This is a genomic window from Tolypothrix sp. VBCCA 56010 (assembly GCF_050875635.1).
Lineage (GTDB): Bacteria > Cyanobacteriota > Cyanobacteriia > Cyanobacteriales > Nostocaceae > Hassallia.
Genome location: NZ_JBPAOH010000151.1, coordinates 1 through 19,959 on the forward strand (window position 1 = coordinate 1; position 19,959 = coordinate 19,959).

Annotated in this window: 21 protein-coding genes; 8 read left to right on the plus strand and 13 right to left on the minus strand. The window is 44.1% G+C overall.

Translation table 11 applies throughout. The annotated features are described in order from the left end of the window. Positions 1-204 precede the first annotated feature (204 nt). Complete coding sequence (locus AABK37_RS33395) at positions 205-609, minus strand: Npun_F0494 family protein (protein ID WP_432555789.1); 405 nt, start codon at positions 607-609, stop codon at positions 205-207. Positions 610-747: 138 nt separating this feature from the next. On the opposite strand from AABK37_RS33395, the gene AABK37_RS33400 reads away from it, so the two are divergent. Next, complete coding sequence (locus AABK37_RS33400; RefSeq protein WP_432555771.1) at positions 748-1,185, plus strand: peroxiredoxin; 438 nt, start codon at positions 748-750, stop codon at positions 1,183-1,185. Positions 1,186-1,306: 121 nt separating this feature from the next. On the opposite strand, the gene AABK37_RS33405 is transcribed toward AABK37_RS33400, so the two are convergent. The 6 genes from AABK37_RS33405 to AABK37_RS33430 all read right to left on the minus strand — a co-directional run bounded on the left by AABK37_RS33405 (position 1,307) and on the right by AABK37_RS33430 (position 6,556). Further along, the gene (locus AABK37_RS33405; protein ID WP_432555772.1) at positions 1,307-3,442 is read right to left on the minus strand and encodes a prolyl oligopeptidase family serine peptidase; all 2,136 of its coding nucleotides are present in this window, start codon (positions 3,440-3,442) and stop codon (positions 1,307-1,309) included. A gap of 344 nt (positions 3,443-3,786) precedes the next feature. Continuing rightward, positions 3,787-4,182 (minus strand): hypothetical protein, encoded by a 396-nt coding sequence (locus AABK37_RS33410; protein WP_432555773.1) that lies wholly within the window; start codon positions 4,180-4,182, stop codon positions 3,787-3,789. Between the two features lie 50 nt (positions 4,183-4,232). Continuing rightward, complete coding sequence (locus AABK37_RS33415; RefSeq protein WP_432555790.1) at positions 4,233-5,120, minus strand: ABC transporter permease; 888 nt, start codon at positions 5,118-5,120, stop codon at positions 4,233-4,235. Between the two features lie 14 nt (positions 5,121-5,134). Further along, complete coding sequence (locus AABK37_RS33420) at positions 5,135-5,317, minus strand: hypothetical protein (protein WP_432555774.1); 183 nt, start codon at positions 5,315-5,317, stop codon at positions 5,135-5,137. Between the two features lie 18 nt (positions 5,318-5,335). Next, on the minus strand, positions 5,336-6,355 hold the full coding sequence (locus AABK37_RS33425) for an ATP-binding cassette domain-containing protein (protein WP_432555775.1): 1,020 nt from the start codon (positions 6,353-6,355) through the stop codon (positions 5,336-5,338). Between the two features lie 63 nt (positions 6,356-6,418). Beyond that, on the minus strand, positions 6,419-6,556 hold the full coding sequence (locus AABK37_RS33430) for a hypothetical protein (RefSeq protein ID WP_432555776.1): 138 nt from the start codon (positions 6,554-6,556) through the stop codon (positions 6,419-6,421). A gap of 76 nt (positions 6,557-6,632) precedes the next feature. On the opposite strand from AABK37_RS33430, the gene AABK37_RS33435 reads away from it, so the two are divergent. The 3 genes from AABK37_RS33435 to AABK37_RS33445 all read left to right on the plus strand — a co-directional run bounded on the left by AABK37_RS33435 (position 6,633) and on the right by AABK37_RS33445 (position 12,510). Further along, a complete protein-coding gene (locus AABK37_RS33435) occupies positions 6,633-7,268 on the plus strand; it encodes a TetR/AcrR family transcriptional regulator (protein ID WP_432555777.1) in 636 nt (211 codons plus the stop codon). 79 nt (positions 7,269-7,347) lie between these two features. Continuing rightward, on the plus strand, positions 7,348-9,018 hold the full coding sequence (locus AABK37_RS33440) for an efflux RND transporter periplasmic adaptor subunit (RefSeq protein WP_432555778.1): 1,671 nt from the start codon (positions 7,348-7,350) through the stop codon (positions 9,016-9,018). 144 nt (positions 9,019-9,162) lie between these two features. Next, the gene (locus AABK37_RS33445; protein WP_432555779.1) at positions 9,163-12,510 is read left to right on the plus strand and encodes an efflux RND transporter permease subunit; all 3,348 of its coding nucleotides are present in this window, start codon (positions 9,163-9,165) and stop codon (positions 12,508-12,510) included. Positions 12,511-12,622: 112 nt separating this feature from the next. Here the strand turns inward: AABK37_RS33445 and AABK37_RS33450 are convergent, their stop codons facing one another. Beyond that, positions 12,623-14,254: a DUF6930 domain-containing protein gene (locus tag AABK37_RS33450; protein WP_432555780.1), complete on the minus strand. Its 1,632-nt coding sequence runs from the start codon at positions 14,252-14,254 to the stop codon at positions 12,623-12,625. Between the two features lie 361 nt (positions 14,255-14,615). Between AABK37_RS33450 and AABK37_RS33455 the strand changes: the two genes are divergently transcribed. The 3 genes from AABK37_RS33455 to AABK37_RS33465 all read left to right on the plus strand — a co-directional run bounded on the left by AABK37_RS33455 (position 14,616) and on the right by AABK37_RS33465 (position 15,786). Further along, positions 14,616-14,969, plus strand: a complete 354-nt coding sequence (locus AABK37_RS33455) for a HesB/IscA family protein (protein WP_039743545.1) — start codon at positions 14,616-14,618, stop codon at positions 14,967-14,969. 53 nt (positions 14,970-15,022) lie between these two features. Beyond that, on the plus strand, positions 15,023-15,445 hold the full coding sequence (locus tag AABK37_RS33460) for a tetratricopeptide repeat protein (protein WP_432555781.1): 423 nt from the start codon (positions 15,023-15,025) through the stop codon (positions 15,443-15,445). A gap of 95 nt (positions 15,446-15,540) precedes the next feature. After that, complete coding sequence (locus AABK37_RS33465; protein WP_432555782.1) at positions 15,541-15,786, plus strand: hypothetical protein; 246 nt, start codon at positions 15,541-15,543, stop codon at positions 15,784-15,786. 53 nt (positions 15,787-15,839) lie between these two features. On the opposite strand, the gene AABK37_RS33470 is transcribed toward AABK37_RS33465, so the two are convergent. The 3 genes from AABK37_RS33470 to thyD form a co-directional block, all read right to left on the minus strand. Next, entirely contained in the window at positions 15,840-16,640 is an 801-nt protein-coding gene (locus AABK37_RS33470) for a carboxymuconolactone decarboxylase family protein (protein ID WP_432555783.1), read from the minus strand. Further along, a complete protein-coding gene (locus AABK37_RS33475) occupies positions 16,624-17,007 on the minus strand; it encodes a MerR family transcriptional regulator (RefSeq protein ID WP_432555784.1) in 384 nt (127 codons plus the stop codon). Before AABK37_RS33475 ends, AABK37_RS33470 begins: the two co-directional genes overlap by 17 nt. A 117-nt stretch (positions 17,008-17,124) precedes the next feature. Next, a complete protein-coding gene (thyD, locus tag AABK37_RS33480) occupies positions 17,125-18,042 on the minus strand; it encodes a thylakoid membrane protein ThyD (protein ID WP_432555785.1) in 918 nt (305 codons plus the stop codon). 288 nt (positions 18,043-18,330) lie between these two features. On the opposite strand from thyD, the gene AABK37_RS33485 reads away from it, so the two are divergent. After that, complete coding sequence (locus AABK37_RS33485) at positions 18,331-18,678, plus strand: hypothetical protein (RefSeq protein ID WP_432555786.1); 348 nt, start codon at positions 18,331-18,333, stop codon at positions 18,676-18,678. Between the two features lie 128 nt (positions 18,679-18,806). On the opposite strand, the gene AABK37_RS33490 is transcribed toward AABK37_RS33485, so the two are convergent. Together AABK37_RS33490 and AABK37_RS33495 are read right to left on the minus strand one after the other, a co-directional pair. Further along, on the minus strand, positions 18,807-19,316 hold the full coding sequence (locus AABK37_RS33490; RefSeq protein WP_432555787.1) for an FHA domain-containing protein: 510 nt from the start codon (positions 19,314-19,316) through the stop codon (positions 18,807-18,809). A 153-nt stretch (positions 19,317-19,469) separates the two neighbouring features. Then, on the minus strand, positions 19,470-19,959 hold a 490-nt coding region (locus tag AABK37_RS33495; RefSeq protein ID WP_432555788.1), incomplete at its 5' end, for an HAD-IC family P-type ATPase.

Below are 19,959 nucleotides of genomic sequence, written 5' to 3' on the forward strand. Positions count from 1 at the left end.
CAAGGAGAGGGGGGGAGGGGGAGAGGGGGAGAGTATTAAATTTTGAATTCTCCTTGTCTCCTTGTCTCCTTATCTCCTTGTCTCCTTGTCTCCTTGTCTCCTTGTCCCCAAGTCTCCCCAGTCCCCCACTCCCCAGTTTCTAGTCCCCAGTCCGTATATATTGTTCCCTTTGATTGCTTAATGCTAACTCTTTATCTTTAAAATCTAAAAAGGTAGTCTAAAAGTGCGAGTTAGAAAATCATAAAGGCGATCGCGCCATGAAGCAGAACGTTTTGGGTTTTCTTGTAGTTTATCTATTACTTGACGACCGAGGGGAGTAAGGCGAAAACTATCTGTAATTCCCTGACCATCGACTTCGCGTCGCAATATACCGACTTGAATTAGCCAATCTAAGGCGTTATCACATGCTAATTCTGACAAAAGACGTTTGGTGTAGCCACTTTTGACACCAGAATCAAGGGCGATCACACCCACTGGTACACTTTGATGGCGCATCGCTGTAAATAAACACAGATTGAAGGGAGAACAAACAAGCGATCGCTCCGCTCGTTCTACTGTGCTAGCAGGATAAAGAAAACTATTCTGGCTTTGCAAATCAACCGCAGGCATTTTGTATTTGGGTTTTTCACCGAAGATAAAAGAATTTGTCTGTTTTCGCACCAATTATTTTCGATGCGTCACATAATGATTGTAAATTACTGTAAAATCTCAGATGCACCAACAATCAACAAATAGGAAAGGTCAAGTATGCCTCTAGCAGTTGGTACGGATGCACCTGCATTTACTGCCAAAGACACCAACGGCAACACCGTTTCTTTATCTGATTTTGCAGGTAAGACGGTAGTTCTGTATTTCTACCCCAAAGATGACACACCAGGATGCACCAAACAAGCCTGTAGCTTCCGGGATGCTCAAGCTGAATATCTAGGTAAAAATGTCGTCGTGTTAGGTGTCAGCGCTGATGACGAAGCCTCTCATCAAGCGTTTACCCAAAAATTTAATCTCAATTTTCCCCTTTTAGCTGACAAAGACAAAAGCTTAATCCAAGCTTACGATGTCGATGGCGGCGGTTATGCCAAGCGCGTCACCTATGTGATTGACCCTAACGGTAAAATCACCCACGTTGATGCTAATGTCAGCACAGCCACCCACGCCAGCGATGTATTAACTGCACTTGGGCTATAACCGAATGGCAGGAAGATAACGAAGTAGAGGAAGATGGGGAAGTAATTTTTTCCTCTACTTCTCCTACTCCTCGATCGCGCACAAGCGTAGTGTTGGGAAGAATCTTTTTCTATTGCGCTGGCTACGTCGCCGGCTGATAGTCCTTTATACCCAATTGCCACATAATAAAGGTGAAAATGTCGGCTCGTTCTTGGAGACGTTGCGTCTTGGTTGAGCCAACGCCGTGTCCTGCTTCGTAGTCAATACGGAGCAAGACAGGTTTGCCACTTGCTGACGCAGCTTGAACCCGCGCCGCAAATTTTGTCGATTGCCAAGGTTCGCATCGCGGGTCAGTAATGCCGTGCGTAATCATCATTGCTGGATAGTCCACGCCGTCTTGGACATGCAAAAACGCATCCATTTCGTAGAGTGCTTTGAATCCTGCCTCAGTGTTGCAACTGCCAAATTCACGAATGTTATTCACGCCGTTTGCCATTGTTTCAAAGCGAATTACATTCATGGCACCCACCCGTGGAATTGCCACAGCAAAAAGATCGGGACGTTCGGTAATGGTTCTGCCAATCAAGATTCCACCTGCGCTGACACCTTCCCCCGCCAGTTTTGCGGGCGAGGTGTATTTTTGTTCGATTAGATATTCAGCGCAAGCAATAAAATCTTTCCAGGTGTTCGGCTTGGTTTGCTGAAATCCGGCGCGATACCACGCTTCACCTTTTTCGCCACCACCGCGCACATGGGCAAATGCGATAATACCGCCTTTTTTGTACCAAGCATAATTTTGGTGTTGATAGCCAAGGTACAAAGGAAAACCGTAAGCTCCATAACCAATTAGCCAGCATGGATTTGAACCATCAAGCTCGATCCCTTTTTTGTGGACAATAGAGAGCGGTATCATCGTTCCATCATGCGATCGCACTTCGACTTCAAGAGCAATTAAATCATCCGGTGCATCATATTTACCTTTTGCTTGTAAACCTGTCTCCGTGATTTGATTGGTTTTCGGATTGTACTCGTAAATGCTGTAGAATCTCGTCCAAGTGGTCATACCCAGCAGAATTCCTGACACTCTGGGATCATTTTTGGCGATTCTGGGGTCATTTCCAAAAAAATCGACTGTGCCAGCAAACGGTAGATTGAGTGGTTCTGCTATGCCATCGTAAGCAATGCGAATAACTTTGTTAATGCCATTGTCGTTTGTCAGCACATAAAGCGCATCAATAGCGGCAAACATAATTTCGATAATCTGGTTGCTTTGGGCCATGACCGGTTCAGCACTAGAAACGTCAGGATTTTTCAACGATGTTTTGACAATCTTGTACCGAGGCGCATTTTTGTGAGTTAGCAAATACACGTCTTCTCCATGCACGTCAAAGAGTTTTACTTCATCGGTCGCATCGCAGATTTTTTTCCACTCTGGTGTACCTTGATTGAATGAAGCCAGAGTTGCGACATAGAGATCAAGCTCTTTCTGCGTGCCGTAGAGGATGACTGCAAACACATAGTCGGAATTGGGAACGGCAACAACAAAAGGAACTGCAACGGTCGAGACATCCACGCCTTGAGTCACTGCATGACCGAGGACAAGGGTATCTTGTTCTACATCCGTGCCAAGTCTGTGCAAATAGACTTTGCTATGCAGATTCTTTTCGGTCTTCGCCATGCCTTCTTTCATCTCTTGATGGCGGGTGTAGAGGAACGACTGGTTATCGGGCAACCAATTTCCACCGTAATGCAACCGCGAAATTGGTTCGTCTACATTTTTAAAAGTTTCAGTATCCATCACATAAAGTGAAGTCTCTTCCGAACCGCTTGCCGAAATAGCATACGTAACATACTTGCCATCCCACGACGGTATGAATTGATTTATCGCGTGGGGCTTGCCTGTTTCTTGTCTGAACTTGTCAGGATCGACCAAAAGAATTTCGTTGCCGTTCATGCCGTCTCGCATGTACAGTTTCCACACATCGTCCTGTAACCCACATCTGAGGTAGAAAATTTTGCCATTAGCAAGCCGCAACACGCAGTCCACCTTTGCCGGAACGGAAGCCTCTAATTCCATCATGCGGTTAAAGAAGGCATCGCGCCCAGGCAGTTGGTTGAGTACGTTGGTTGTAAAATCGGCTTGCGCTTTCACCCACTGCTGCACCTGTTCATCGTTGAAGTTCTCCATGTAACGGTAATTGTCCGTTACCTTTGTACCGAAGTAGTCATCTGTAACAGGTTTGACAGGCGCAACCGGCGGCTTTGCTTGTTCAGACATGACAATCTTGCTTCTGTTAATATTTTTTCTTTTTTATTTGCTTTTTTGGCTATCCAACGATCAACCTCACCCACCGCAGATAACCTTTCATATGTAGGACTTACGCAAAAACCCTTTGAAACCCTCTTCTCTTCTCCTGTCGGAGACGCGAAGCGCGAACGTGTCCTTCATAACTTCTCCTGTCGGAGACGCTGCGCGAACGCGGTTCGTTTTTCCATAACGAGTGCGTAAGTCCTGATATGCTTTGGCGTACCATTAAGTTGCAGCCAAGACTGACAACAAAAGAAGGTAAAAGGGATGAAATTTTACCTTTTACCTTCTGCCTTTTACCTTTCTTTTTAGAATCACTTACCCGACTGGGGTGTTATTGCAGGTGGTCGAATCACCGGCGCTATCCCCACGTTCGGGTTGATTGGCTGCTGTTTACCTTGAAGTAGCAGTTGTTGTCTTTTTTTAAACTCTAACGCTGCTGTATCTAGTTGTTGATTTTGTTCTCTGGCAAAGTCGGGGTTGACACCGCCAAAATTAGCGTTATGAATCAACTGAAACAAACTAAAAGGATTTTGCTCAGTATTGCTGCGAGATAAAGGATCGGTACTGTTTAGTGGATCGACGTTTTGCGGATCGTTAATCGAACCAGTTTGAGCCAAGCTGGGTTTAGGCATTATTAAGGAAGTAACGCCAATTCCAGCCACAGTGAGAATAACGAGTTTGGTAAGCGGTAAAAATGAGATTTTCATGCAGTTTTGCCCCTCATTGAAAATATTTCCACATCAATTATGCTTTGATCTTACGCAAGAGTCCGGCGCAATTGGGGTTGAATGCTCAATAAGGCGACAACAGCAAAGCCTAACAATATCAGCAAGGCTTCACCAAAGGTAACAGCACCCCAAGGAGCCTGCATGACTACACTACCCAGTCCCCAATCGCTGTGGAGATAGAGGTAGCGAATTGGTTCGATCGCATAACTCAGAGGATTAAGGGTAGCGACAATTTGCAACCATTTAGGCATGAAAGATAAAGGAGCCAAGGCGGTACTAGCGAACAATAACGGTAAGTTAGTCACAAAAATTACCGCAATCAGTTCGATATGTCCCGGTAAAGCGAAAGCCAAACCGAGGGAGATAGCAGTCACGCCCAAAGCCAAGAGAAAGACAATTAAGGCGATCGCACTCAATCCAGCTACATCCGGTAGCCCTGCCCCCACAAACGCCGCCGCCGTCACAATCACCGCCGCTTGCAGCAAACTTTGGCTAATAATAAAGATTGCCGAAGCCAACACAATCGAAAACCGCGAAGCTAAAGGTGCCACGAGTAAACGATTCAAAAAGCCGAATTCTCGGTCAAACATCACCGGTAAACCCGCATTCAGCGCTCCGGCAAAAGCGGTAAAAACAATTACGCCTGCACTCAAAAATTGCCCGTAATTTGTGGTATTGCCAAATATACCCTTTGGTGCATTTTGAAATAAAGCACCAAACAGCACCAACCACATCACCGGCTGAATAATTCCGGCAATCAGCGTTGAAGGACGACGCTGCAACTGAATAAACAAGCGACGAGTCAAAGCAAGCGTCTCTTGCACCAATTCACCGAAAAAATTCGGAGCAGTATCAGCCTTAATTGACGGCGATGCTAGTTGTTGCCAATTTATATCAGATTTAGGAGTAACACTCATATCGATTTTGGATTTTAGATTGGGCAATGGGCAATGGGCAATGGGCAATGGACAATGGGCAATGGGCAATGGTCAATGGGCATTGGTAATAATTCTTTTTTTCCCTTTTCCCTGTCTTGAAAAAGTCTGATCGGAGGAAACCTCCGCTCAGATTTTCCGCTTTTCCCTTTCCCCCTCTTCAATTCCCCATGCCCCATGCCCCATGCCCATTGCCCTTATCTCATATTTTGTTTCTTTTCTGCTTTCGGATCGCGATTTGCTGCGGCTGCTAGTTCTGCATCCATTAATGTGCGTCCTGTGGCAGCGAGGTAAACATCATCTAAACTAGGGCGAGATTGGGCGATACCAAACATTGGTAAGCCTGCGGAATTCAGCTTTTGTTGGATGGTAATTAAAGCATCGTTTTGCTGTGTCACCACCAAGTTGAGGGAATTACCTTGTGCGCTGTTGATGATGACTTCTTGGACAAAAGGCAAAGATTGCAACAGGTTTTTCGCTTCTTCTGCTTCTTCTTGTGGGGAGAATTCGCGGATTCGCAAAGTAATGCGATCGCCCCCTAATTTATCTTTCAACTCTGATGGTGTGCCGGCAGCAATCACAACACCGCGATCGATAATTGCTACGCGATCGGCTAGCGCGTCAATTTCTTCTAAATAATGGCTGGTAATTAGTACCGTTGTTCCAGCCGCACGCAACTTACGTAAAAAATCCCATACCACAAAACGGCTGTCTATGTCAAGTCCTACCGTTGGTTCATCTAAAACTAAAACATCTGGTGCATGAAGTAAACCAGCAGCCAAATCTAGACGCTTGCGTAAACCGCCAGAGTAAGTTCCTGTCTTTTTATTGGCGTATTCCTGCAAACCGAGTAAATCTAATACCGTATTTACCCGCTGCTTTATTATGTTGCCCGGTAAGTGATAAAGTGCCGCTTGCAGTTGTAGCAGTTCTCGTCCAGTCAGCACTTTATCTAAAGCAACTTCCTGCGCCACATAGCCTAGCTTTTGTCTGGCAACTTTCGGATTGTCCAACACAGAAATCCCAGATACTTCAATTTTGCCAGCATCTGGTGTGGTAAGAGTACATAAGGTACGCAAAGTAGTTGTTTTCCCGGCTCCGTTGGGACCGAGTAAACCAAAGATTTCTCCTGGTTCTACCTGAAAGGAGACATCTTTGACGGCTTCAACTGTACCGTAGCGCTTTTGTAGGTTTTGAATTAAAACAGCGGGAGCCATGACAACAGCTTATCCCTAATTTACAAATCTCAATGAAGTCTAACTACTTTCATTGTAGCGGGATTAGGGACTAGGGACTGGGCAATGGGCAATCAGCAATGGGCAATGGGCAATTCCTCCTTGTCTCCTTGTCTCCTTGTCTCCTTGTCTCCTTGTCTCCTTGTCTCCTTGTCTCCCCATGCCCAATGCCCCATTCCCCATTGTCAATATCTAATTTTGATAAATATTTACCTGTATCTGCTTATAATATAGGCAAGTAATTACTTGCATTCGTTTTGTGGAGAATTTTGCATCGAAGACAGCCCAAACTCGTGCGCGATTGATTAAAGCAGCTACTGAGGTATTTGCTCTTGAAGGTTTATCTGGAGCGACAACGCGTGAGATTGCGCGTGTTGCAAAGGTAAACGAAGTAACTTTGTTTCGTCATTTTCAAAACAAAGAGCAACTACTAGCAGCCGTGATCCAGCAAATGATAGCTTTACAGGCTGAAGCCTTAGCCAATGAGGACGAATGGACTCAGGATCTACTCATCGACTTAAGACATTATGCAACATTATTCAATCAAATGTTGGAGGAACATGAAGGTTTAATTCGGACATTTATTGGGGAAGCGAAGCGACATCCTAATGCTGCCTGTCAAATATTACATGATGCTGCTGAATCGCTGTATAAAAAATTAATTGCATACTTGCAAAAAGGTCAAAAAAACGGCACAGTACGTCCAGAGATAGATGCAGAAATAGCAGTAGATATGTTTACAGCTATGCTACTTTCGGGAATGCTGCGTCGCACTGCTACCCCAACTACAGTAAGCTATAACCGTGAATGCTACATCGATGCTTGCGTTGATTTGTTTGTTCGTGGTATTAGCACTATGCCTATAAATACAGATAATTTCTCTCTCAAAAAATGAAGCGGGATTGATTCAAGTTTTTTGTATATACGAAATATAAAGTTGATAAAAGACACATCCAGCCAAGTTACGTAGATAAATGGCGGAAAAATTATTTCAACACGGATTTTTCCGCCAAAACCAGGTTGCCCAAGTCAAAGTAAAAGAAGAGAAAACAACGATGCCTCATTCTGATTTACCTGAGTCTCCTGTATCCGTAGAAACAGAAATGGCTGTTACTGATGACCATCAGACTGAACAAGAACCTGTATCAGAGCAACTTCAAAAGCCACGTAAAAAGCGACGTTGGCTGATGATATTGGGAATTATGCTGATAATCTTGGGAGGTGCAGGTGTCGGTTGGCGTTGGTGGCAAAGTCGTGGTAATGCAAATTCTGAGGCAGTCGCCAAAAAACCGATGGCAGTTCCTGTTAAGCTAGCCACTGTGGAGACTGGAACTATAAGGGAAAGTTCGCAATTTATCGGCTCTTTAGAAGCTTCACGCTCAGTACCAATAAAGCCACGAATAGATGGGCGAATTAGTCAGGTTCTTGTTAAAGAAGGCGATCGCATTAAACAAGGGCAAGTTATTATTGCCTTGGAAAGCGATGATGTTAATGCCCAACTATTACAACAAAAAGCCGCACTACAAAGAGCGCAAGCAAATCTTGCCGAACTCAAAGCTGGTACTCGAACAGAAGAAATCGCTCAAGCCAGAGCGCAAGTTACTCAAGCTGAAGCAAAACTTCGAGATGCTCAAAACGGATCGCAACCTGCGGAAATTCAACAGGCTGAAGCTCAAGTTAATTCTGCTCAGTCGGATTTAGAACTAGCACAGTCGCGAGCAAAGCGATACGAAAGCTTACGAAAACAAGGCGCAGTTTCTCAAGATACCTTAGAAGGATATCAGAAGGAACAACGCAGTGCTGATGCTGCACTTATCGCAGCCAAAAAACGCTTAGAGCAAGTCCGCCAAAGCAGAAGTTCTGATATCAACGAGTTAGCAGGTGCTTTAGAACAGCAAAGACAAAACTTAAGGCAAAAAGAAAACGGCTCCCGTCCGGAAGATATCGCCCAAGCACGAGCGGAAGTAACTCAAGCTGCGGCTCAAGTTCAAGCAGCTCAAGTACAACAGCAATATACTAAGGTACTCGCTCCTTTTGCTGGTATTATCGGTGCTATCCCCGTGAAGGTAGGAGAGTATGTCAGCAAAGGAGATCAACTTACCACACTTACCAAAAATGACTCTTTGGAACTAAATATAAACATTCCTCTAAATCAAGCCAAACAATTACGCTTGGGCTTACCTGTGCAAATGCTTGATGCTCAAGGCAAAGTCACAGCAGGGGGTAGGTTGAGCTTTATTTCCCCAAATGCTAGTTCCGATTCGCAGACAGTTTTAACTAAAGCTACTTTTACCAATTTTGGCGGGCAACTGATTAATCGTCAGTCAGTGCAAACAAGAGTAATTTGGGATCAGCGTCCGGGAATTTTAATTCCAGTTACATCAATATCTCGTTTGGGAGGAGAAACTTTTGTTTTTGTGGCAGAAGCACCAGAAAAACCTCAAGCAGATACACAAACCTTAGTTGCCAAACAAAAGTCAGTGAAGTTAGGAGCAATTGAGGGAAATAATTATCAAGTTATTGAAGGATTAAAACCTGGTGAAAAAATCGTTGTTTCCGGCATTCTTGGTTTAACAAATAATGCTGCTATCAAGCCCGCACCAGAAGAAACGACAAAACAAAGTGAATTAAAAACTAACAATTAAAAACTTAGAAAAAGCATTTTTAATTTTTAATTGTGTTTTTCAATCTTCTAGCTAAATGGTCATGAGATCGGCATCCTACAACTAATGCCCCATGCCCTAATGCCCTAATGTCCCAATGCCCAATGCCCAATGCCCAATTAGCTTATGTTTGTCAATACCTTCATCAGACGCCCAGTTTTAACGACTGTATGTACAATCATCATTTTGCTGCTGGGAAGCATTTGTATTCCGATTTTGCCGATTTCGCAGCTACCAGACCTCGCTCCTGTTCAAATCAACGTTACTTCTAATAATATTGGTGCAGATGCTCAAACAACCGAAAATACTGTTACTAATATTATTGAGCGACAAATTAACGGTGTTAAAGATGTTTCTTACATTACTTCTAATACGGGTAATGACGGCGCGAGCAATATAGTTGTTTCCTTTCCAACTAATGTTAATTCTGATATTGCTCAAGTCAACGTTCAAAACAAAAGAGCGCTCGCCGATCCACAATTGCCAGATACTGTTAAACAAACGGGTGTCACTGTAGAAACAGCATCGAGCAGTCTCCTTTTGGTATACGGTTTCTACGCAGAAAATAATGAGTACGACAACATTTTTATTAGTAATTATGTTGACTTGTTGATTCTCGACCAAATTAAACGGATTCCTGGTGTCGGTAGTGCTAGGGTTTTTGGCGAACGCAAATATGCAATGCGTCTCTGGCTCGATCCGAATAAGCTGGCACAATATAAGCTGACACCGCAAGATGTCGCAACTGCCTTGAGAGAACAAAACATTCAAGTAGGTGCAGGCGCAATTGGTAAAGAACCAGCACCAAATAATCAAAGCTTTGAATTTGCTTTGCGGGCAAGTAGTCGATTCAAAGATGTGGCTGAATTTGAAGACATGGTGTTAAAGGTGGGTCAAGTAGGTAATAATCCTAATAGTGCCACTGCTGTTAATAATAATTATGTCGCCAGTAGCAGCTTAATTAAAGTCAAAGATGTGGGTCGAGTTGAATTAGGGGCAGAAAATTATCTTGCTGATGCTAAATTCACTTTACCAGGAAGTAATCCCAAGCCGGCTGTCGGTTTGGGGATATATCAACTTCCGGGTAGTAATGCTTTACAAGTTGCTCACGCTGTTGAGAAACAAATTGAGGAGTTATCAAAGAATTTTCCTCCCGGATTAAAGGGGCAGGTCGCATTTGACACTACCCCTTTTGTGGAAATTTCCTTAGAAGAGGTGCTGCACACCTTGGTTGAAGCGATTATTCTGGTAGTCTTGGTAATTTTTGTCTTTTTGCAAGACTGGCGGACTACGATTATTCCTACGGTGGCAATTCCTGTTTCTTTGGTGGGAACATGTGCGGCTCTGTTGGTTTTAGGATTTCAGATTAATACCTTAACTTTATTTGGTTTCGTTCTGGCGATCGGTATCGTCGTCGATGATGCGATTATTGTGGTGGAGGCAGTCGCAGTCAAGCTGGAACAGGGCATGAAGCCCTTTGAGGCAGCTGTGGAGGCAATGAAGGAATTGACTGGGGCAATTATTGCCACCTCACTTGTACTGATGGCGGTGTTTATTCCCGTGGCATTTGTTCCGGGAACCACTGGTATCGTTTACAAACAATTTGCCTTAACTGTTGCTTGCTCGATCGCTATCTCGACTTTCAATGCCTTAACTTTCTCTCCAAGTATGGCAGCTATCCTGATGCGCCCAGCTCAACCTGGACGGGGACCTTTAGGCTGGTTCTTTGGGCTGTTTAATCGCGGATTTGCTTGGTTCACGCGCCGATATGTCGGGTTTGTCAGCTACCTCACTCATGTCAAGCCGATTGTCATTGGAGTTTTTCTCGCTGGTTTAGCGGCAACGGTTTTCATGTACAAAGCAGTGCCTACCGGATTTATTCCAGAGGAAGATCAAGGTTACTTCTTTGTGATTGTTCAGGCTCCCGATGGGGTTTCTTTGAAGTACACCGAATCTATTATGGAGCGGGTTGCGAAAGAAGTTACATCGGTTCCGCAGGTGAGAGCGAGTTTTATGATTTCTGGCTTTGGTTTCGATGGAAATGCTTCTAATTTAGGAATTGCGTTTGCCAACTTGAAACCCTGGAAAGAAAGAACTGAAGAATCTCAGTCTGTTTATGGAATAATTCAAAACCTGAACAAAAAGCTATCAACGATTACAGAAGCCAGAGTAATTGCGGTGAATGCTCCACCGGTTCGCGGGTTGAGTAGTACGGGTGGTTTTGAGTTTATCGTTCAAGACCGAACCGGGAGCGCTCCCATTGAAACCTTGGTTGAGAATGCTCAAAAGGTTATTGCGGCAGCGAATAAAAAGCCTGTTTTGCAACGAGTTTTCACTCAGTTCACTGCAAATACTCCGCAATTTCAAATCCAGGTGAACCGCAACCAAGCTAAAGCTCTGAATGTAGATATCAATCAAATCTTTACCGCGTTGCAAAGTTATTTAGGGTCACAATATGTGAACGACTTTGTGCAGGGACAGCGACAATATCGGGTATATATCCAGGCAGATGGAGTTTTCCGCGCTAATCCTGATGATATTGGCAAGCTGTATGTTCGCTCTGCTAATGGGACAATGATTCCCTTGAGCAATTTGGTGGAAATTACGCCCTTTGTCGGACCGAAAACGATCACGCATTATAACTTGTATAGATCGATCAAAATTCAGGGCGCTCCGGCTCCTGGTGCGAGTTCTGGTGAGGCAATTAAAGCGATGGAGGAAGTAGCAAAAGAGGTTTTACCCCAAGGTTTTGGTTACGAGTGGACGGGGACTTATCTGCAAGAAAAGACTTCTGGAGGAGCCACAGCGCTGATTTTTGCTTTAGCGATCGCTATTGTCTTTCTGGTGCTATCAGCTCAGTACGAAAGTTACATTGACCCGATTATTATTTTGCTAACGGTTCCCCTAGCAGTATTGGGAGCGATGACGGCGATTTGGCTACGCTCTAATATTTTTATGACAGATAGCCTCTTTCCCAAAGTGGTAGATGATATCTATTGTCAAGTAGGTTTGGTAACATTGATTGGGTTGGCAGCCAAGAACGCGATTTTAGTTGTCGAATTTGCCAATCAGCTACTTGAGGAGGGTATGAGCATCACACGAGCAGCGGTGAAAGCGGGGGAAGAACGCTTGCGACCGATTTTAATGACTTCTTTTGCCGCGCTGTTAGGATTTTTACCTTTGGTTCTCTCTGAGGGTGCTGGAGCAAGTAGCCGTTGGTCTTTGGGGACAGCGCTTTTTGGAGGGTTGCTCTTGGCAACGTTTTTAAGTTTGTTCTTGGTGCCTATTCTGTACATCTTGGTGAAGAGTGCGGCTAAGGCAATGTTTTCTCGCAAGCGTCCACCAGGAGGCTCGAACCCTCCAGAAACCCCAAATCACAATGGAGCGTCAGGAGCGAGGCGTGAAGCTTTACCTGCTGGCTCAATTCAAAAAGAGGCACAACTTAGGTCGCAGCAGGATGGGAGAACTGCCTAAAGGACCGATTGTCGTAATGATTCGGCTATGTAGAGACGTTCCATTGTCACGTCTCTACGACGGTAGGTATGTTTTTATTAATGTTAAGACGGACATGATATGAAATATAAAATCATTCAAATTGAAGCTGCGGCATCAACTGGAGAGTGCCAATACCTAACTCTTTCGGCGAAAGCGATCGCGCTTCAAATAAAGCCATCATATCTCGCAATTGCGGATTTCCGCGAGAAGCTCCTGTAAGTCCTTTGGCAATAATTAAGCCGCAGTAACCCTGAGTATTTTTACACCGCTGATTCCATTTTTTACGTGCTTCTACATGAATGGGGTCATCGTCTAAAAACTCACCGAAAAGAAATAATTCCCCATTGTTAGTTTGCAATAAACCCAAATCGTAGCGATCGCCATCGAAAGGATCGGCACCGGGATTAAAACAAATTGCTTTAAGTTTGCCCGCAGCTTCAATACTTTCAATTACAATCTTCGCCTTGGGACGGGAAGTCTGAATTAAAATCACAGGCAATCCGTCACCTACTTGTTGAATTTCGCCTGCTTGATGATATGTTACACCGTTGCGTAAATACTCCAACATTTCCCAAGACACTACACCCAAGCTGAGAAAAGAATCTTCCGGAATCAAGTCATCTCGCAATGAGCGGAACATCGGGTTATTGGCAAAATCCCCCTCCTCAGTGCTGCTAAAGCCTGCCATTTCCTCTAATTCGGCTGCTAACTGCGGCATCGTGGAAACGGTGATATTAACCGATTTAGCTAATTCATCCGATGGCAGTGTAATGCGATAGCGACGGCTGAGGGTAAGGAAAGTTTCTCCAATAAGCTGGTGTCGATGGTCGCGGATAAACCGAGAGAAGCTTTCTAGAGCCACCAAGACTACAAGAGCTTCTTCGTCATACAAAACAGACCGCAGTCCTTCTAAAGGGTGGATATTGCCGAAGGTAGGGTCAATTTCCGATAAGGGCAAATCTGCCAGATCCTCAACATCATCGTCATCTTCATCGATGGCGTTGCTACCCTCAAAGGTGAGAAACAGACAATCTTGTTTGAGAAAAGCTTCTTCTAAACGCTCTTGCGATTCATCATCACTTAAAACAGTGGCGCGAAATCGTTTGAGAGAATCTTCTGAGCGATAAAATAAAATTCCGTATTCCATCCCCAGCATTCCCATTACTGAGGCATAAAGTGTACCAACATCCCACTTATTAATTTCTATTGATAAGATTTGTTGTTCTTCTAAAAATTCCCAAGGAGCTGCTTGCCATATTGCCAATGCTTGATTGCGGAGGGTTGACGCATACTGTGGAGGTAATTCGGGAACTTGACTATCAATAATTTCCTCAAATCCGCGAAACAGTTCATCAATTAAATGTAATTCGGGTACGTAGTCAATGGCAATATCCAAATCTTGCAGTACCCCGCGCAGGTAAAATTGGATCTCGCGATCTCTGACGACTATTCTTTGCGGACGAGCTGGTTTTGCGGGACTGTGGGGATGTTCCATTGCTCGCATGAGAGTGCGAACGATCGCCTCAGGACCTGTGTCTGGATCGACAACATCCATCCCGCGCACAATTCCTTGGGAACCATCTACCCAAAGAATGCATTCTCCTTTTCCCTCCGAGTCATCTCTACTTGGTGATGACATCGGACGGCGATCGCCCTCCCATACAGAAGGAATTTGAATTAGTTTCTGTAACCGACGACTGGTAGAGCGATTAAAACTTGTCATAAAGTAAAGAAGAGTCAAAACAAGCAATGTGCAAGTAAACTTAAGGAAAATGGCGAGCGTTAGCGCTCAAATTAATTAACACGGCTGCACCTTTATAGGGGTTAGGCTGCTGGCTACCATGCCTGCTATTCAAAAACACCGAATTACAAACACCGAGTCCCTCAATTCTAGAATAAAAATCTTTGGCTGCTTTTTGCGGCTTTTAAAGGAGTATTTACAATTTACTATTCTGGGACATCAATGCCGCTAGAATGGATACACTCAACAGCAAGGGACGACCTCAGCGCTCCTAGCTTGGGGTTTCAACTTATAAACTTGCCCAGACAAGGTTCTGGTTATACCACATAAAGGAGTTGAAAAGATGACACAAGCACAAGTATCTCAACGAGGAATTCAACTGAGTGAAGCCGCATTACGACAAGTGAAAAGGTTGCGGGATAATCAAGGCGCAGACCTTTGCTTGCGGGTAGGAGTGCGTCAAGGTGGCTGTTCTGGGATGTCTTACATGATGGATTTTGAAGACGCGAGTAAGATTAGCCCCCAAGATGAAATGTTTGATTATGATGGCTTCAAAATTGTTTGCGATCGCAAAAGCTTATTATATCTTTATGGCTTGATGCTTGATTACAGCGATGCCATGATCGGCGGTGGTTTTCAATTCACCAACCCCAACGCCAATCAAACCTGCGGTTGTGGTAAATCATTTGGTGTTTAGTCCATAGTCTAAACTTTATTGACCCTTGACCCTTGACCCTTGACTAATAACTTATGACTCAAACAGTTGAATCCCTGTTTGATACAGGTTTAGAACGTTATAAAGCTGGAGAATCAGTGGATGAATTAATCCCTGTATTTCAAGAAGTATGCGATCGCGCTCCTAAAAGTAGTTCCGCTTGGACTTGTTTAGCGTGGTTGTATCTGCTAGATAATAAACCCAACTCCGCTCAGAAAGCCGCCCAGAAAGCAGTAAAATTAAATCCACAAGACGCACAAGCAAGAATTAATCTTGCCTTAGCGATGCTGGAAAAAGGTGAAAAAGGGTTAAGGCAACATATTGATTTTGCCCAACAATTAATATTTGTTAACCCAGAATGGCGGGATGATATCAAAAGCAGCATTGAAGACGGTTTAAGCAGAAAACCAGATTGGCAGAGTTTGCTAAAAGTCAAAAGCTGGCTGTTTCCAGAATAATTGATGGTTGTTAGTGGTTAGTAGTTAGTGGTTAGTTGTCAAAAATTATTACTTTCCACTTTCTACTCCCCAGTCCAAGCGTCCCTCGTCCCTATATGAAAGATAAATTGTTAAACTGGCTAAATCTGGTTTTAGTAGCGGATGTGTTTGTGGTAATTTTAGGTTTTGGGTGGTTGGCGATCGCTGTTATCGGTAATGCTGTTGGAGTAAATCTAGGTTTAGATTTATGGCATCAACTTTGGCAACCAGTGTTTAATCCGGCGATCGGCATCCTCATGGGTGGTGCTATTCTTAGCGGTATTATCAGTTGGGTTTCTAAGAAATTCCTCTCCAGTCAGTAGTTAGCTGTTGACTAGTATCAACTAACTATTAAGAATCTATTGAGCGTTGCTTTTTACTCATTGAAAGCCAGATAGAGCGCATAAGAATCCTCCAGAATCTTGTAGCTGCAAATCAGTTCATCCTTGACTCGGAAATGGATCGCTAATTCACTGCCAACTTCTCGATGGGTTGACAGAACTAGATGCTTGAATCGTCCTGTCACAATCACTTCATCAGCGCTCTCGAAATAGCGATCCACCTCGAACACCAGAGGTTTGAAATAGTTAGGAAAATCAAGCATCCAGGCTTTGACCTGTTCCTTTCCCTGCAACGTGCCGACTGTCGGAACATTGGGAGCACCCTGCACATGCCACTCTACATCCTCGTTCAGCATTGAAAGCGTTGTTTCCAGATCCCCGCTCAAAAACGCAGCGAAATAAGCTTGCACAATCTCTGTTGGCGATTTTGTTGGTTGTTTAACATGGTCAAACTCGGCAAATACCTCTTGAGCGAAAAACAGTCCGCGCAGTGCCGCAGGAAAGCCTGCATAAACAGCCATCTGAATCAAAATCTCAATCACTTCCTGTTGCGTACAGCCGACGTTCAAAGCCGCTTGCAAATGAACGCGAAGTTGAGGCTGGGCATTGCCTAATGGCGTGAGTGCGGCAACTGTGGCAATTTCTCTCGATTTCAAATCCAACCCTGGACGACTATAGATGTCTTTGAACGGAAATTCAATTAGATAGCGAGCAAAGTCAGGAGCGATCGCTTTGAGGCTTTCAATTACCTGCTGCCCCATTTCACCATCAATTTCACCCAGTTTGTTTAATCCACGAGTATAGCGATCTTGTGTTAGCTCATGTGTTAACGTCATTGTTCTGCTCCAATGTTTTGTAGAGTTGAATTTTCTGTTGAATTTCAGATAAATTGTGTTGAAGCTCATCCAATTTGGCTTGAACCTCATCTCGATGCACCTCTAGCAAAAGTCGTCGTTCAGGCACGGTACGATCTCCTTGGCGACGTAAGGCAGCGAACTGCTGCATTTGGCTAATGGACATTCCCGTGGTTCGTAAGCGAGTCAGAAACTCAATCCAAGCAATGTCCTGAGTTGAATAGCGACGATGCCCACTTGATGCTCGGTGAATCGGATCAAGTAAGCCAATGCGCTCGTAATATCGCAGCGTATGTTCACTGAGATGCGTGAGTGCGGCGACTTGTTGAATGGTGAGGTCTGTTCCCATGACAATCAGCTTAAATCTTAGAGCGCACTCTAAGTCAAGAAGGCACTCAAACCTTATTTTTGCTGGGTTAGGGTAATTATGAGCGGTAAACCGCTCACTACGAATTAAGAAATAACTTTATTTGAGAATTTGTGCTAGAGCAGGTTTTAAGTTAGGATATTGATACTCAAAACCTGTTTCTAAGGTGCGTTTGGGTTGGACTTGTTGACCTTCGAGAACTACAATCGCTCCATCACCCAAAAGAGCTTCGATCGCAAAACTAGGAACCGGCAACCAAGAAGGACGATTCATTACTTGCCCCATAGTCTGGGATAATTCTGACATGCGGACGGGATGAGGAGCAGTGGCATTATATACGCCTTGCATTTCTGATTTCTTTAAAGCTTGCAGTATTAAATTTACAATATCGTCTAAGTGAATCCACGAAAACCACTGTTTGCCGCTGCCGATGGGACCACCCGCGAAGAGTTTGAAGGGGGTAATCATTTTGCCCAAAGCACCACCGATTCCCAAAACAATCCCGAAACGCAGAATAACTAATCGCACACCAGCTGCTTCTACTTTTTGCGCTTGGGCTTCCCAAGTTTGGCAGACAAAGCTGAGAAAATCGTTACCAGAAGCGCTGGTTTCGTCAAAGGTAGCGGTTTCACTGGTGCCATAATAGCCAATAGCCGAAGCATTGACTAACACGGATGGTTTGGGGTTAGCAATCTGGATCGCTTCGACAATTTTTTGCGTAGTCAGTTTGCGACTGTTGAGAATTTCCTGCTTGCGTTCTGGTGTCCAACGTCCCTCACCGATCGGTTCTCCAGCAAGATTGACTACAGCATCACAACCTGATATTGCATCTTGCCAAGAATCAGAGATTGGTGTAGAATCGATAATTTCTACATTCGGAAAAGCCTGAGAAGGAAAAACTTTTTGGGCAAAGGTGGTGTTGCGAGTTAACACCAGCACTGTTTGACCTTCAAAGTGAAGTCGTTCTACTAAACGACTGCCGACGAATCCTGTTGCCCCGGTAATTGCTACTTTCATTTTGCACCTTTGCCCAACTTACTATTTTAAAGTTTTTTATCAAATTTCAGCTTCTTTTACCAAAAAGGGACGCTTGGATTGGGAATAAAGGGGTGAGGAGCAATTAAATTAATTTATGGAACAAGAAAGGAATTAAGTACTGCGGACGTTTTCCTTACTTGTTCCCTCTTCCCTCTTCCCTAATCCAAGCGTCCAAGCGTCCCCAGTTTAATTATGAATCTATAACTACTTGCCTTTTACATGCTTCGATATTATAGGATGGACGGAGTGTTGCGTTTGCTTGGGGCTATGGCTCGCTATACGTGTTCATTTATTGTTTCTGTGACTATTGACCATCTCCAGCCGTTGGTTGTAGAACTTCTGCAAGACTGTGAGTTTGATGTTCAATACTATACAGCCGATTACATTATGGCTCGTGAAATTCCTGGTAGTGTTTCCTTCTCTAAGTTAGTCAAGGTGGAAGTTTTGATTGATAAGTCAACAGCTACGGAAACAGAAACCCGGATGAGTATTGTGATTAAAAATGAGGAACTGCCTCTTCAACTTGATAATCACTGCCGCCAAGTGTTTGAATACGTCAAGCAGGCGATCGAACATAACCGCCATTGGCATTTGATTGAAAGCATTGCGGGGTAGCCAGTGGTACTCATGACAAAGGCGTTTGCTCAAGGTTGCTTTTTTGAGTATCAAGCGGTTCTTTAGCAACACGCCTTTATAGCGAAAAAGGAAGATGATAATAAAAACATACCAGTTTTGGCAGGTTTTCAATCTTCAATATCCTCGTCTATATCTTCAGCCATGCCGGGGTTGATGAGTGTGATATCATACTCTGTGGCATCTGTTTGTATTATGGGTCGTGCAGTATCTCTTAACAAATAATAAATAGCACGTACCTGAGGACCAAAAACAATCTCGTCTTCATTTTTCAGATCGTGTGCTGGTATCCTGCGACCGTTGATCATTAAACCGTTAGCGCTAGGTTTGCCTTTGGCATCACCATCGACAATCCGATAATAATAACTATGGTTTTTATCGTCTCGTGGCAGTCTGACTAATGTGGCATGACGGCGTGAGACAAACTGCGATACTAAAGTAATATCGCACTCGCGTCTACCGATAGAATACAAAGGGCGTGAGAGTGTAAATTCTTTGCGTCCTTGATCGTCTTCAATAATCAGTAGATGGCTTTCATTAGTTTCTGCTGCCATTGACAAATCGTTGCTAGAAGTGGTTGTGTAATTAATTAAAAGTTGTTTAGTGTGGTTTCTTGCCATTTTCGCGCACTCAAAGTCTGTCCTACTAATGTAATATGCAATTAAAATGCATATTGACTTGCAATATGAAAGAACGAAGATGTTCTATTCTTTTGGCTGCTGTTGCTCTTTTAAGAGTGTCAACAGGCTTTGTGAGATGCACCCATAACCTGACTAACGACTTAGTTTAACCTGAGATGGGCAAAACCAAGACCTGTGCTGAAAAATTTTACCTCTAGAGGAGGATTCTACGGACGATAAGCTTGCTCGACGTAATAACAATGAGTTAGTGACGACGCTAACAGAACTAAACGCCATTAAAGCAGCAGCACCAGATGGACTTAAAACAAAACCGAAACTGGGGAGTAAAACACCAGCGGCTAAGGGAATGCCCAATGTATTATATGCAAAAGCCCAAAATAAGTTTTGACGGATTTTGTTGAAGGTAGCACGACTAAGCTGAATAGATTCTACAACGTCGGTTAAGCGATCGCGCATCAGTACAATTTCAGCAGTTTCCATTGCCACATCCGTCCCCGAATGTAAAGCAATTCCCACATCAGCTTGCGATAACGCCGGGGCATCATTTATACCATCCCCGACCATTGCTACTAGGGATTGGGGAGTGGGGAGTGGGGGGGAGGGGGGGAGGGGGGGATGCGGA

Excerpts from the sequence above, each read along its gene's own strand:
- thyD (WP_432555785.1), bottom strand. The coding sequence starts at position 18,042 with ATGAAAGTAGCAATTACCGGGGCAACAGGATTCGTCGGCAGTCGTTTA.
- AABK37_RS33450 (WP_432555780.1), bottom strand. The coding sequence starts at position 14,254 with ATGACAAGTTTTAATCGCTCTACCAGTCGTCGGTTACAGAAACTAATT.
- AABK37_RS33410 (WP_432555773.1), bottom strand. The coding sequence starts at position 4,182 with ATGAAAATCTCATTTTTACCGCTTACCAAACTCGTTATTCTCACTGTG.
- AABK37_RS33395 (WP_432555789.1), bottom strand. The coding sequence starts at position 609 with ATGCCTGCGGTTGATTTGCAAAGCCAGAATAGTTTTCTTTATCCTGCT.
- AABK37_RS33440 (WP_432555778.1), top strand. The coding sequence starts at position 7,348 with ATGGCGGAAAAATTATTTCAACACGGATTTTTCCGCCAAAACCAGGTT.
- AABK37_RS33425 (WP_432555775.1), bottom strand. The coding sequence starts at position 6,355 with ATGGCTCCCGCTGTTTTAATTCAAAACCTACAAAAGCGCTACGGTACA.
- AABK37_RS33430 (WP_432555776.1), bottom strand. The coding sequence starts at position 6,556 with ATGGGGAATGGGGCATTGGGCATGGGGAGACAAGGAGACAAGGAGACA.
- AABK37_RS33485 (WP_432555786.1), top strand. The coding sequence starts at position 18,331 with ATGGCTCGCTATACGTGTTCATTTATTGTTTCTGTGACTATTGACCAT.
- AABK37_RS33465 (WP_432555782.1), top strand. The coding sequence starts at position 15,541 with ATGAAAGATAAATTGTTAAACTGGCTAAATCTGGTTTTAGTAGCGGAT.
- AABK37_RS33405 (WP_432555772.1), bottom strand. The coding sequence starts at position 3,442 with ATGTCTGAACAAGCAAAGCCGCCGGTTGCGCCTGTCAAACCTGTTACA.
- AABK37_RS33460 (WP_432555781.1), top strand. The coding sequence starts at position 15,023 with ATGACTCAAACAGTTGAATCCCTGTTTGATACAGGTTTAGAACGTTAT.
- AABK37_RS33490 (WP_432555787.1), bottom strand. The coding sequence starts at position 19,316 with ATGGCAAGAAACCACACTAAACAACTTTTAATTAATTACACAACCACT.
- AABK37_RS33420 (WP_432555774.1), bottom strand. The coding sequence starts at position 5,317 with ATGGGGCATGGGGAATTGAAGAGGGGGAAAGGGAAAAGCGGAAAATCT.
- AABK37_RS33475 (WP_432555784.1), bottom strand. The coding sequence starts at position 17,007 with ATGGGAACAGACCTCACCATTCAACAAGTCGCCGCACTCACGCATCTC.
- AABK37_RS33470 (WP_432555783.1), bottom strand. The coding sequence starts at position 16,640 with ATGACGTTAACACATGAGCTAACACAAGATCGCTATACTCGTGGATTA.
- AABK37_RS33400 (WP_432555771.1), top strand. The coding sequence starts at position 748 with ATGCCTCTAGCAGTTGGTACGGATGCACCTGCATTTACTGCCAAAGAC.
- AABK37_RS33455 (WP_039743545.1), top strand. The coding sequence starts at position 14,616 with ATGACACAAGCACAAGTATCTCAACGAGGAATTCAACTGAGTGAAGCC.
- AABK37_RS33415 (WP_432555790.1), bottom strand. The coding sequence starts at position 5,120 with ATGAGTGTTACTCCTAAATCTGATATAAATTGGCAACAACTAGCATCG.
- AABK37_RS33445 (WP_432555779.1), top strand. The coding sequence starts at position 9,163 with ATGTTTGTCAATACCTTCATCAGACGCCCAGTTTTAACGACTGTATGT.